This window comes from Sinorhizobium sp. Y406 (assembly GCF_058732025.1).
Genome location: NZ_CM178974.1, coordinates 155,701 through 168,695, shown reverse-complemented (window position 1 = coordinate 168,695; position 12,995 = coordinate 155,701). Strand labels below are relative to the sequence as shown.

Here is a 12,995-nt window from a genome sequence, read left to right as displayed (position 1 = left end):
CAATTCTCAATGGCATGGACTTGCCCTATGCTGCCCGTCGAGGAGTGAGGCATGCTCTCGGGTTCAATCATCTTTGCCTCCGCTTTCGCCTATCTGCTGCTGCTCTTTGCGGTCGCAAGCTATGGCGACCGCCAGGCCGGAAAAAACAAGATCGCCAGTAAGGGCAGACCGCTGGTCTATGCGCTCAGCCTGGCGATCTATTGCACCTCATGGACCTATTTCGGCGGCGTCGGGCTCGCGGCCGAACGCGGCCTCGAATTCACCGGCATCTATATCGGTCCCATCCTGATGTTCACGGTCGGCCTGCCGCTGATCCGCCGCATCGTCCGGCTCGCCAAGACGGAGAGGCTGACTTCGGTCGCCGATTTCCTGGCCGCGCGTTACGGAAAGAATCCCACCGTCGCAGCGATTGTGGCCTTGATCTCGCTCGTCGGGGCGATCCCCTACATCGCCCTTCAGCTCAAGGCCGTGTCGAGCTCCGTCGCCGCGATGATCGACACCAGCGAATACGGCATCGGTTCGGGGGAGCATTTCATCGACCTGCCTCTACTGGTCACGCTCTTCCTCGCCTGTTTCGCAATCGTGTTCGGCACGCGCCACACGGATGCGACGGAGCACCAGGACGGCCTGATCCTCGCGATCGCGATGGAATCGGTGGTGAAGCTCGCGGCCATGCTGGCGGTGGGCGTCTATGTCGTCTTCGTACTCTTCGGCGGCCCCGCCGAACTCATGGAAAGGGCGCAGCAAAGCCCGGAAGTCCTCTCCGCGCTTGCCTACGAGACGCCGGCGGCGCGCTGGATCCTGCTGATCGCGCTGTCGGCGTTCGCGATCATCATGCTGCCGCGGCAGTTCCACGTCACCGTCGTCGAGAACCGCACGGACACGGAACTGCGCACGGCGGGCATCCTTTTTCCGCTCTATCTGATCGCCATCAATCTCTTCGTGCTGCCGATCGCGATTGCCGGGATTCTGACGTTTTCCGGCTCCGGCGACGCGGACCTTTATCTGTTGACGCTGCCGCTGGCGAGCGATCTGCCGCTCTTGACATTGACAACCTTCATCGGAGGCTTCTCCGCCGCAACCGCGATGGTCATCGTCGCCTCGGTCGCCCTGTCGATCATGGTCTCCAACGACATCGTCATGCCTGTATTCCTGCGTCGCCGGCTGGGGACTCGCGGCTCGCTGCAGGAAGACATGGCCGGCACGCTCCTTAACATCCGCCGCACGGCAATTCTCTTCGTGCTGCTGCTCGGCTATGGTTATTACCGCTCCGCCGACATCAGTGCCGGCCTCGCTTCGCTGGGCCTGCTCTCCTTCGCCGCGGTCTCGCAGATGGCACCGGCGCTCTTCGGCGGGCTGGTCTGGCGGCAGGCGAACTCCCGCGGCGCGATCGCTGGCATGGTGTCGGGCTTTCTCGTCTGGGCCTACCTCTTGTTCCTGCCGAGCCTCGGCGGCCCGGACAACTCCCACGTCGCGTCGACGGTGTTGAGCTTCCTGCTGCCCTTCACCGATCTCTTCTCCGGGCCGCAGTCGGATCCGCTCGTCAGCGCAACGGCGCTGAGCATGCTCGTCAATGCGTCAGCCTACGTCCTAGGCTCGCTGACGCGCGCACCGAAACCCCTGGAGCGCATCCAGGCCGGTGTTTTCATCACCCGCCGGTCCCGCACGGAAGGAACCTTCCGCGGGCGCAAGACCAAAGTGACGGTGCGTGATCTGAAGACCACGATCGCCCGCTACATGGGCGAGGAACGCATGCAGCGCTCGTTCCACACCTATGAACAGCAATCCGGCCGCTGGCTCGACGACAACGCCTCCGCGGACATGGCCCTCGTGCATTTTTCCGAACAACTGCTCGGCAGCGCCATCGGCTCCTCATCTGCGCGACTGGTTCTCTCGCTCGTGCTCCAGCGCGTTGACGATGCCTCCTCGGACACGGCCTGGCTGCTCGACCAGGCAAGCGAGGCGCTGCAATATAACCAGGACATGCTGCACACCGCGCTTTCTCAGATGGATCAGGGCATCGCCGTCTTCGACAACGCCAACAACCTGATCATCTGGAACCGCCGTTTCCGTCAATTGCTCGATCTGCCGGAGTCAACCGGCCAGGTTGGCTTCCCGCTTGCCGACATCGTCGCGATCCTCGCCCGCCGCGGTGATCTGCGTAAGGAGGACGAGAAGGCGCTGATCGCCAACTTCCTGACGCTCGACAAGCCTTTCCTGCTGGAACTGTCCAATGGCACGCGCATCATCGAAGTGAGGACGAATGCGATGCCCGACAAGGGCATCGTCACGACCTATACGGACATCACACAGCGCGTGGCCGCCGACATGGCGTTGAAACAGGCGAACGAGACGCTGGAAATGCGCGTCGCCGAACGGACGGGTGAATTGACGCTGGTGAATCGGGAACTGGCAGAGGCGCGGGCAGCGGCCGAAGAGGCCAATATCGGCAAGACCCGCTTCTTCGCCGCCGCCGGTCACGACATTCTGCAACCCCTCAATGCCGCACGCCTCTATTCTTCCTCGCTCGTCGAGCGACTGGGCGACTCTGACAACCGTGCGCTGGTGCAGAACATCGATTCATCACTCGAATCGGTGGAGGCCATTCTCGGTGCCGTACTCGACATTTCGCGTCTCGACACCGGCGCGATGAAACCGCGGCTGCAGTCGGTGCCGCTCAATGAACTCTTCAGGCGCATCGAGACGGATTTTGCGCCGATGGCCCGGGCGAAAGAGATCAAGCTCGTCATCATGCCGACTTCGCTCGTCGTGCACAGCGACCCGAACCTCCTGCGGCGCGTCGTTCAGAACCTCGTTTCCAACGCCATAAAGTACACGCTTCAGGGCAAGGTTCTGGTCGGCGTCCGTCGGCGTGGACAAACGGCGGCAATCGAGGTGCTCGACTCCGGCATCGGCATTCCCCCGTCGAAGTTCCGTACCGTATTCAAGGAATTCGCGCGGCTCGACGAAGGCGCGCGCACCGCAGCCGGCCTCGGGCTCGGGCTGTCGATCGTCGACCGCATCTCGCACGTGCTCAATCATCCGGTCAGCCTGCAATCGCAGCCGGGCAAAGGCACCCGTTTCAAGGTGAGCGTTCCGATGGCCGTCAGTGCCGGCAAAGCGGCGGTCCAACCGGTCGCAGCCACGAAGTCGGCCGATGCGCTCACCGGGCTCAATGTGCTGTGCATCGACAACGAGTTGAAGATCCTCGACGGCATGGCGCTGCTGCTTGGCGGCTGGGGCTGCACGGTGACCACGGCGGAATCGCTCTCCGCCTGTGCGGGGATGGGACCGGAGAAGCTTGCCGTGCGGCCGGACGCCATCGTCGCCGACTATCATCTCGGCGACGGCACCGGCATCGAGGCAATCGCCTGCATCCGCGCGCTCTGGAAAGAGAACATTCCGGCGCTGATGGTGACGGCGGACCGCACGCCTGAAGTCCGCAGTGCCGCCGAACGCGACTGCGTCTCGCTGCAGCACAAGCCGGTACGTCCCGCCGCCCTGCGTGCCTGGCTGACGCAGCTCGCCGCTGCATCAAGGGCTGCGGCGGAGTAGAATAGTCGCACCGAGTTTGCACGATCGAGCGGACGCGTCAGGCCGCGACGCTTCCGAGCTTCTGCAACTGGATAACGGCCTGCGTGCGGCTGTCGACATCGAGCTTTAGCAGGATTGCCGACACATGTGCCTTGATCGTCGCCTCGGACACGCCGAGTTCGTAGGCGATCTGCTTGTTGAGCAGGCCCTCGGCAAGCATCGACAGCACGCGAGATTGTTGCGGCGTGAGGGTCTGCAGCCGATGCATCAGATCGGCAACCTCCGGCTCGTATTGCTGATTCCGGTCGTAGTCGGCCGGCACGAATACTTCGCCGGCCATCACCTTGGCGATGCCGTCGCGAATCTCTTCGATGCCCGCGGATTTCGACAGGAAGCCTGCAGCGCCGAGGTCTATAGCGCGGTGGATGGTGGCCGGATCGTCATGGGCGGAGACAATCATCACCGGCAGGCTGGGGAATTCGGCGCGCAGCGCAATCAGGCCGGAGAGACCGCTGACACCCGGCATCGTCAGGTCGAGGAGCATCAGATCCGCGTCCGGGTGGTCGGCCGCAGCCTTGCGCACCGCTGAAAAGTCGCCCGCCTCGACAATGGCCGGGGCGCCGGTCATGCCGCTCAGCGCCTGGCGCATCGCGCCTCGAAATAGCGGGTGGTCGTCGGCAATGATGATGGTCATGTCCGGCATGGTGACGCCCCCTCCCAAGAGCCTCGGCTGCAACAGTACCTGCTGCAGCAATCTTATTACCACCGAATCGGCATCGACATAAGGACGCATGCCGCAGCCCGTGTCGCCCAGGGGCGAATTCACGTCCGGTCGGGTACCTGCCCACCCTCCTCGGCGGGCGACTTCCCTTTGTCGTCGAATTCCTTCACGATCCCCATGAACTTCCGCATCACTCTTTCCATGATGCTCATTGTCCGGTCAATCTCTTCGTCGGTCGGAAGATCCGGTTTGCTTGCTGCCGCTCCTCTCCCAACGGCTTTTTCCAGCGCTTCGACGCGCCTGGTGAGAAGATCGAGCTCCCTCTCGAAGGCTGCGCGCTCGTCGGCCGCCATCCGGCAGACGAGTTCTCCGTTCTTCTCCTGGCAGAGGTCAACCTCGCCGGTTTCGGTGTCGAGCCGGGCGAACCCCGTCTCGGATTTCTGCATCGTGTAGCGTCCAGGCGACGATTCCTGGGCGGTCACCGAAAGCGCCCATCCAAGACTCAGGCCGAACACCAATGCTGCGGTTGCTTGCTTCATGACACCCTCTTCCGGAAGCCTCCTGTGCTACGTTCATCCTCGCACGCCCAAAGGGACGCTCGGCGCCGTAGAGAAATCCGCCTCGATCTGGTGTTGCACGGTGGACATGCGGCTATATTTGCGGCAAGGCCATGGCTCGGTTTTCACGACGGACGAGCGGACAGCATGAACGCTACCATATACAAGATCGTTCCGGCACTGCTTTGGCAGGAGGCGCGGCGCACGGGACGATTCGATGGCGCACCTATCGATCTCGCCGACGGCTTCATCCATTTTTCGACCCGTGATCAGGTGACCGAAACGGCCGCGCGCCATTTCGAGGGACAGACGGACCTCCTGCTGGTCGCGGTGAACGCGGCCGTGCTCGGGGACAAGCTCACCTATGAACCATCGCGTGGCGGCGCACTTTTTCCGCATCTCTACGCGCCGCTCACTCTCGATGCGGTGCTGTGGGAAAAGCCGCTGCCGCTTGACGACGACGGCGACCGCGTGTTTCCAGAGCTTGCCCCATGACCAGACCTTTCGAAAGCCTCGCCCGTCGCGGCCTGTTTCTGCTCGACCCCGAGTCCGCCCATGGCCTCTCGATCCGGGCGCTGAAGAGCGGTCTCGTCCGGAGCTGTGCAGCGCCCGCAGACCCAAGGTTGGTGCAAACCGTGGCGGGCCTGACCTTTGCCAATCCGATCGGTATGGCGGCGGGCTATGACAAGAATGCCGAAGTGCCCGAGGCGCTTCTGAAGCTCGGCTTCGGTTTTACCGAGATCGGCACGGTCACGCCGCGTCCGCAGGCGGGCAACGACAGGCCTCGGCTTTTTCGCCTCGTGGAAGACGAGGCTGTGATCAACAGGCTCGGCTTCAACAATGAAGGGCACGGGGCGGCGCTGGCGAGGCTTCGGGGCTATTCGCGGGAGGCTTTGGTCGGCGTCAACATCGGTGCCAACAAGGACAGCGCCGACCGCATTGCCGACTACGTGGCGGGCATTCGCACCTTCTACCCGGTCGCACGCTATTTCACCGCCAATATCTCCTCGCCCAATACGCCGGGCTTGCGCGATCTCCAGGCGCGCGAAAGCCTCGCGGCGCTGCTTTCGGCCGTGCTTGCCGCACGCGAGGAGGAAGCAGGAAAGACCGGTAGGCGCATCCCGGTTTTTCTCAAGATCGCCCCGGACCTGACCGACGAGGGGATGGACGACATTGCGGCGGAAGTGTTGGCGCATGATCTCGATGGACTGATCGTATCGAACACCACGCTCTCGCGCGAGGGGCTCAAGGACCAGCGGCAGGCGAAGGAGACCGGCGGACTTTCCGGCAGGCCGCTCTTCGAGAAGTCGACGGCGGTCCTTGCGCGGATGCGCAAGCGCATCGGGCCCGACATGCCGATCATCGGCGTCGGCGGTGTCGGTTCGGCCGAAACGGCGGCGGAAAAGATCCGTGCCGGCGCCGATCTCGTCCAGCTCTATTCCTGCATGGTCTACCAGGGACCGGGTCTTCCGGGTCGGATCGTGCGGGGGCTTTCCGCGCTCTGCGACCGCGACGGACTTGCCTCCATCCGCGAGATCCGCGACAGCCGCACCGATTACTGGGCCGGACGGAAAGTCTGAGCCGCCCGGCGCGGCACCAGGGCGAGCAGTGAAAGCCCTCGCATCAGCAGGAAGAGGTTGAGCCCCGCCCAGAGACCGTGATTGCCGAACAGGGGCACGAGCGCGGCGAGCGAGGCGCAATAGACGAGGAAGGCGGCGATCATCATATTGCGCATGTCGCGCGACCAGGTGGCCCCGATGAAGACTCCGTCCATCAGGAAGGCGAGCGCGCCGGTCAGCGCCGTGAGGGCCGCCCAGGGCATGTATTCGTACGCCGCTGCGCGCACCACCGCCACCGTCGTCAACAGATCGACAAGCGCATTGCCGAAGGCGAGGAACGCGAGCGTCGTCGCCGCGGCCAGCCCGAGCGCCCAGGCGACGGTCATCCGCAGGGCGCGGTCAAAAGCCGGCCTGTAGGCCGCCCCGATCGAGCGCCCCGTCAATTGCTCGGCCGCATTGGCAAGCCCGTCGAGATAGTAGCCGGCAACCAGGAAGATGCTCATCAGCACCGCATTTGCGGCAAGCGTTACCGGGCCCAGAGCGGTGCCTATCCGCGTCATCAGCGCAAAGGCGGCGAGCAGCACGAAAGAACGGATCATGATGTCGCGGTTGAGGCCGAAGAGCGCCTTCAGGCGGTTCCGCGCGAAAACGGCCGCCCAGCCGGGCGCGTCCTGCCCGTCGAAGCGGCCGAAGACGATCAGGAAGCCAAGGACCGCACCGACCACCTCGCCAGTGACCGTGGCGATCGCAACGCCGGCCACGCCCCAGCCGAGAACGAGCCCAAGCAGGATCGAAAGCACGATGTTGGTTCCGTTGATGATCGTCTGCAACAGGAGGCCGAGCGTACCCTGGCCACGGCCGAGCACGAATCCGAGAATCGCGTAATTGGCAAGCGCCGCCGGACCCGAGAGGATCCGATAGAAGAAATAGGTGCTGGTGACCGCCGCGACCTCTGGCCCGGGCGCCATCAGCCACAGGCCGACCAGGAGCAGCAGCGGAGAGAGGAGCAGGATTCCTAGCCCGCAAACGAGCGCGATAGCCATGGACCGCCAGAAGACCGCCTGCTGCTCGCGCCGATCGCCCCGGCCACAGGCCTGGGCGACGAGGCCGGTCGTGGCGGCGCGCAGGAAATTGAAAGTGGCGAAGATGAGGTCGAACATGACTGCGCCGACCGCAAGTCCGGCGAGCATCTCCGCCCGACCAAGCCGGCCGACCACGGCCGTATCGACAAGGCCGAGCAGCGGTGTCGTCAGGAAACCGAGCGTCATCGGCAGCGCGATGGAAAAAATCAGCCGGTTGCTGACGTGAAACGGGCCGGCACTATCGCCGGCGGGTTCCAGGCTTTCCATGGCAGTCATCGTTTCATCCCATGCGGCCACTCCCGCAAGGTCCGTCTCGGGGAATCAGCTCAGCCGCAGAGCACCATGGCCCAATAGGGACGATTTCCGGAAGCGGAATTTTGTGCAGTCGCAACGCCGAGACCGCGATAGTTGCCGAGCATGTTCTTCAGATGGTTCGGCGAGTTGACCCAAGCCCGATAGGCGCGCTCGGCGTCTTCCTGGCCCATGGCGATGTTTTCGGCTGCGGGCAGGGTGACGCCTTCGCCCTTCATGCGGTCGTAGAAGTCGTCGCGCCAGCCGATATTGTGCTGCATCTTGCCGGCTCTGGCCATTCGCACCGCCTGGTGCATCGCTGCAAGGGACGCTGCCGGGTCGCGCGCGAGCGCCGAAAGCCCCTTCCCCTCACGCAGCGCGTTGACGTAGCCGAGCGTCGTCTCCGTCTGGTCGCTGCGGGCGCCCTCGTCGGAGACGAGCCCATCGTAGGCAGAGCAACCGGCGATCAAGCCGAGCGAGATCACGGAACCGGCGCGCAGGATCAGCACTCTGCGGGGAAGACAAATCGAATCCGCCATGCCTACCGCCGATAGCTCAGGATACGAAGGAGGAGGAAAGCCGGGATAACGACGGCGGCGCCGACGAGGAGATAGTCCCCGACCCTACCGAGCGCGGCAAAGCCTTTGTACCAGACGTCGAGCAGGAAGTTGCGGATGCCGTAGTAGATATCGACAGGGTACCAGTCGAAGAAGGTCATGACGAAGCCGACCAGGATCGACACGACGACGAGCTTGACCAGCACGCGCAGCGGCGAGTCACCCAGGAATCTATTTATGCCGTCCGACATGGGCGAAGAATTCTCCTGTTTTCCCTCACATAAGCCGACATTCCTGCCCCCGCAACCCGCGAGCAAGGGGCCCATCCAGATTCCGCTTGTGTTTTGTCGCGCCCGGCCCCAGAAGCGTCCGTCGCAACGGAACCGCCACCGTCATGATCTTCAACCAGCTCTCCTCCGGTGACTTGATCGCCGACCGACGTGCCGACTACGCAAATATGCTCGCCGAAGGCGGCGAACTGCAAGCCGCGGCCGAACTCATGGCCCAGGCCCTCGAGCTCGCACCGAACTGGGCGGCCGGCTGGTTCCGGCTGGCGGACTATGAAGAAAAATCGGGCCGAAAAGAGGCAGCCATCGAGGCCCTTGGCAATACGCTCCGCCTCAACCCGGACGACATTTTCGGTGCCAGTCTCAAGCTTGCACTCCTCGGCGCCGCCGAGACGCCGGAGCAGCCGCCGAGCACCTACGTCGAGCGGCTCTTCGACGACTATGCAGAACGCTTCGACGAGGCGCTTACCGAGAAGCTGAACTACAGCGTGCCGGAAAAGCTCGCCGCACTCATCGATCGGACGAGCGGCAGGCAGCGCTTCCGTCACGTCACGGACCTTGGCTGCGGAACGGGGCTTTTCGGTGAGCGCGTCCGCGACCGCTCGGACTTTCTCGAGGGCTTCGATCTATCGGCCAACATGCTCGCCAAGGCCGAGGGGAAGGCGATTTACGATCGGCTGAGCCAGGCGGACCTCTCTTTGCTGCCCGAGGTGTGCGGCCTGTTCGGCGAACTGGAGGAGCGGCGTGCCGATCTCGCCAGCGCCGCGGATGTGCTGATGTATCTCGGCAATCTCGAAAGCGTGTTCCTCATCATCGACCGGTTGCTGAAGCCAGAGGGTTTCTTCGCCTTCTCGGTAGAGAAGGCGGCAGCGGAGGAGGGCTTCGTGCTCCGGCCGTCGCTGCGTTATGCGCATTCGGAGCCTTATGTCGCTTCGCTCTGCGCCGGACACGGGCTTTCGCTGATCGCGGTCGAACGCACGTTCATTCGCATGGATGCCGGCCTGCCGGTGTCCGGCATATTGTTTCTCGCCCGCAAAGGCGCCTGACGCGCAACGCTGCCATGCGAAATAGGTCAGCATTGCTTACATATTTTTCTTGATTATTTTTGTGCACTGCAGCATTGTCATGCCAGCACGAGCAGGGGATTGGTCATGGCACAAGGCAGCAGTGTTTTCGGTCTCTGGAACACCAGTCCCACCAGGCATACGCCGATAGAGGATGTGCAGGGCATCTTTTCCGGCAGCCTTATTGCCGCTCTGGGCCTCTATTTTCTCGCAAGCGCCGGCCTTCTGACCGGCAGCACCGCCGGCATCGCCTTTCTGCTGCATTACGCAACCGGCGTGAACTTCGGCCTCGCCTTTTTCCTTCTCAACCTGCCCTTCTTCTATCTGTCGCTGAAGCGGCTCGGCCCCGCTTTCACCGTAAAGACCTTCATCGCCATCGGACTCACCTCGTTCCTCACCGACGCGCAATCGCGGCTCTTTCAGATTGGCCAGATCCATCCGGGCTGGGCGGCGCTCATCGGCGGCCTACTGCTCGGATACGGCCTGCTGGCGCTCTACCGCCATCGCGCCAGCCTCGGGGGCGTCGGCATCCTCGGCATCTATCTGCAGGAACGCTTCGGCATTCGCGCCGGGCTTGTACAGCTTGTAATCGACATGGCCGTTCTCGCCGTCGCCTTCGCGGTCACCACGCCCGGGGTCGTCGCCTGGTCTGTGCTCGGCGCGATCGTCCTCAATCTCTTCGTGGCGATCAACCACCGCGCCGATCGCTACATCGCGCTCTGAAAAGAGCCGCCACGGCCGGGATGAACCGATCGGCCGGCGGATCGACGCTTCTCTTTTGCCGCACATGATCTACCTTTGTTCCCCGTGAACAGGATCGATTCCCCTTTGCCGAAGCGTGATGCTTTGACGTTGCCGGCGCCCTTTCTCCGGTGGTTCGCCGACAAGGGCTGGCGACCGCGCGCGCATCAGCTCGAATTGCTCTCCCGCGCGGAAGCCGGGGAGAGCACACTTCTGATAGCTCCGACCGGCGCAGGCAAGACACTTGCCGGCTTCCTGCCATCCCTCATCGATCTCACGCGGCGCGGCAGGATCCCGCCGGGCTCTGCCTTCGTCGGCATCCACACGCTCTATATCTCGCCGCTGAAAGCGCTCGCCGTCGACATCGAGCGCAACCTGATGAAGCCCGTCGGCGAGATGGGACTTCCCGTCCGGATCGAAAACCGCACTGGCGATACGCCGCAGGGCAAGCGCCAGCGGCAGAAGGCGAACCCGCCAGACATCCTGCTGACGACCCCCGAGCAGCTCGCGCTGCTTCTCGCCGATGGCGAGGCGGGACGCTTCTTCAAGGACCTGCGCTATGTCGTGCTCGACGAATTGCATTCGCTGGTAACTTCGAAGCGCGGGCATCTGCTTTCCCTCGGGCTCGCGCGGCTGCGGCGGTTGGCGCCCCGCCTGCAATCGATCGGGCTTTCGGCAACGGTCGCCGAGCCGATGGAACTGCAGCGCTGGCTGGTGGCGCAGCCTCCGGACGGCGATGGCCATGCCGGCCTGATCACCGTTTCCGGCGGCGCCAAGCCGGAGATTTCGATCCTGCGCTCAGACAAACACGTGCCTTGGGCCGGGCACTCTGCCCGCTATGCGATCGCCGATGTCTACGAGGCGATCAAGGCGCATGGCACGACGCTGCTCTTCGTCAACACGCGCAGCCAGGCGGAAATGCTGTTCCAGGAGCTCTGGACCATCAACGACGACTACCTGCCGATCGCATTGCACCACGGCTCGCTCGACGTCGCCCAGCGCCGGAAGGTCGAGGCGGCAATGGCCGAGAACCGGCTGCGCGCCGTCGTCGCCACCTCGACGCTCGATCTCGGCATCGATTGGGGCGATGTCGACCTGGTGGTCCATGTCGGCGCCCCGAAGGGCGCGAGCCGGCTCGCCCAGCGCATCGGCCGCGCCAATCACCGCATGGACGAGCCGAGCCGCGCCCTCCTCGTGCCGGCCAACCGCTTCGAGGTGATGGAATGCCAGGCCGCGCTCGACGCCAACTATATCGGCGCGCAGGATACGCCGCCGATCGGCCGGGGTGCGCTCGACGTGCTCGCGCAACATGTGCTCGGCAGGGCCTGTGCCGGCCCTTTCGATGCGGTCGAGCTGCACGACGAAATCACCACCGCCCTGCCCTACCGCGACCTCTCGTGGGAGACCTTCGAACGGGTCGTCGATCTCGTCGCCACCGGCGGCTATGCGCTCAGGACCTATGAGCGTTACGCTCGTATCCGCAAGACGAAGGAGGGCCTTTGGCGAGTTTCGAACCCGATGGTGGCGCAGCAATATCGGCTGAATGTCGGGACGATCGTGGAATCGCCGATGCTGAACGTCCGGCTGGTGAAACGCAATGCCCGCGGCTCGCTCGGCCGCGGCGGCATGTCGCTCGGCAAGGTAGAGGAGTACTTTCTCGAATTGCTGTCGCCGGGCGACACGTTTCTCTTCTCCGGCAAGGTTCTGCGCTTCGAAGGCATCCGCGAGAGCGAGTGCCTCGTCTCGCAAGCCTTTTCCTTCGATCCGAAGGTGCCGAGCTATGCCGGCGGCAAGTTCCCGCTTTCGACCTATCTCGCGACGCAGGTGCGAAAAATGCTCGCCGATCCCGCCCGCCGCGCGCCACTTCCCGATCAGGTGCGCGACTGGCTGGCGCTGCAGCAGGATGTCTCGATGCTGCCGCCGGAGGACCAGCTCCTGATCGAGACCTTTCCGCGCGGCAGCCGCCATTACATGGTCATCTATGCCTTCGAAGGGCGGCTCGCGCACCAGACGCTCGGCATGCTCATCACCCGCAGGCTCGACCGCGCCGGGCTGAAGCCGCTCGGCTTCGTCGCCACCGACTATTCGCTCGCCGTCTGGGCGCTCGATGATTTGGGCTCGGCCTTCCGCACCGGCGCACCCTCGCTTGGAGACCTCCTCGACGAGGACATGCTGGGCGACGACCTCGAGGCCTGGCTCAACCAGTCCTTCCTTCTCAAGCGTACCTTCCGCAACTGCGCAGTCATCGCCGGCCTCATCGAGCAACGCCACCCCGGCAAGGAGAAGACCGGCCGGCAGATCACGGTTTCCGCCGACCTCATTTACGACGTATTGCGGATTCACGAGCCGGATCACATTCTCCTGGAGGCAACCAGGAACGACGCGGCGACGGGCCTCTTGGACATCGACCGGCTCGGCTCCATGTTGAAGCGAATCAAAGGCCACGTCGCCCATCGCCGGCTCGATCGCATCTCGCCGCTCGCCATCCCGGTGATGCTGGAAATCGGGCGGGAATCGGTCCATGGAGAAGCACAGGACTTCCTGCTCACGGAAGCGGCCGATGAGCTGATCAGCGAGGCGATGGGCCTCACAGAGGAATAGG

Annotated in this window: 11 protein-coding genes; 6 read left to right on the top strand and 5 right to left on the bottom strand. The window is 63.9% G+C overall.

Going from position 1 to position 12,995, the window contains the following annotated elements:
* The first annotated feature begins 51 nt into the window (after positions 1-51).
* Complete coding sequence (locus AC4P1R_RS00775; protein ID WP_492177289.1) at positions 52-3,555, top strand: PAS domain-containing hybrid sensor histidine kinase/response regulator; 3,504 nt, start codon at positions 52-54, stop codon at positions 3,553-3,555.
* Between the two features lie 37 nt (positions 3,556-3,592).
* Here the strand turns inward: AC4P1R_RS00775 and AC4P1R_RS00770 are convergent, their stop codons facing one another.
* Entirely contained in the window at positions 3,593-4,237 is a 645-nt protein-coding gene (locus tag AC4P1R_RS00770; protein WP_492177765.1) for a response regulator transcription factor, read from the bottom strand.
* Positions 4,238-4,356: 119 nt separating this feature from the next.
* The gene (locus AC4P1R_RS00765; RefSeq protein WP_069459567.1) at positions 4,357-4,794 is read right to left on the bottom strand and encodes a hypothetical protein; all 438 of its coding nucleotides are present in this window, start codon (positions 4,792-4,794) and stop codon (positions 4,357-4,359) included.
* 165 nt (positions 4,795-4,959) lie between these two features.
* On the opposite strand from AC4P1R_RS00765, the gene AC4P1R_RS00760 reads away from it, so the two are divergent.
* Together AC4P1R_RS00760 and AC4P1R_RS00755 are read left to right on the top strand one after the other, a co-directional pair.
* Positions 4,960-5,307 carry a DUF952 domain-containing protein gene (locus AC4P1R_RS00760; protein WP_492177288.1) on the top strand — a complete coding sequence of 116 codons (348 nt, stop codon included), beginning with the start codon at positions 4,960-4,962 and terminating at the stop codon, positions 5,305-5,307.
* Positions 5,304-6,392 (top strand): quinone-dependent dihydroorotate dehydrogenase, encoded by a 1,089-nt coding sequence (locus AC4P1R_RS00755; RefSeq protein ID WP_069459569.1) that lies wholly within the window; start codon positions 5,304-5,306, stop codon positions 6,390-6,392. The genes AC4P1R_RS00760 and AC4P1R_RS00755 overlap by 4 nt, the downstream gene beginning before the upstream one ends.
* On the opposite strand, the gene AC4P1R_RS00750 is transcribed toward AC4P1R_RS00755, so the two are convergent.
* Genes AC4P1R_RS00750 through AC4P1R_RS00740 form a run of 3 tightly spaced genes read right to left on the bottom strand, consistent with a single transcriptional unit; the run spans position 6,368 to position 8,552 of the window.
* The gene (locus AC4P1R_RS00750) at positions 6,368-7,729 is read right to left on the bottom strand and encodes an MATE family efflux transporter (RefSeq protein ID WP_151610791.1); all 1,362 of its coding nucleotides are present in this window, start codon (positions 7,727-7,729) and stop codon (positions 6,368-6,370) included. The genes AC4P1R_RS00755 and AC4P1R_RS00750 overlap by 25 nt on opposite strands.
* 50 nt (positions 7,730-7,779) lie before the next feature.
* Positions 7,780-8,283: a CAP domain-containing protein gene (locus AC4P1R_RS00745; RefSeq protein ID WP_492177287.1), complete on the bottom strand. Its 504-nt coding sequence runs from the start codon at positions 8,281-8,283 to the stop codon at positions 7,780-7,782.
* Between the two features lie 2 nt (positions 8,284-8,285).
* Positions 8,286-8,552 (bottom strand): DUF6460 domain-containing protein, encoded by a 267-nt coding sequence (locus AC4P1R_RS00740; RefSeq protein ID WP_069459572.1) that lies wholly within the window; start codon positions 8,550-8,552, stop codon positions 8,286-8,288.
* 143 nt (positions 8,553-8,695) lie between these two features.
* Between AC4P1R_RS00740 and AC4P1R_RS00735 the strand changes: the two genes are divergently transcribed.
* From AC4P1R_RS00735 to AC4P1R_RS00725, 3 genes are all read left to right on the top strand, one after another.
* On the top strand, positions 8,696-9,634 hold the full coding sequence (locus tag AC4P1R_RS00735; RefSeq protein WP_069459573.1) for a class I SAM-dependent DNA methyltransferase: 939 nt from the start codon (positions 8,696-8,698) through the stop codon (positions 9,632-9,634).
* Positions 9,635-9,739: 105 nt separating this feature from the next.
* The gene (locus tag AC4P1R_RS00730; protein ID WP_069459574.1) at positions 9,740-10,375 is read left to right on the top strand and encodes a YitT family protein; all 636 of its coding nucleotides are present in this window, start codon (positions 9,740-9,742) and stop codon (positions 10,373-10,375) included.
* 75 nt (positions 10,376-10,450) lie between these two features.
* Complete coding sequence (locus AC4P1R_RS00725) at positions 10,451-12,994, top strand: ligase-associated DNA damage response DEXH box helicase (RefSeq protein ID WP_492177285.1); 2,544 nt, start codon at positions 10,451-10,453, stop codon at positions 12,992-12,994.
* Position 12,995 lies beyond the last annotated feature (1 nt).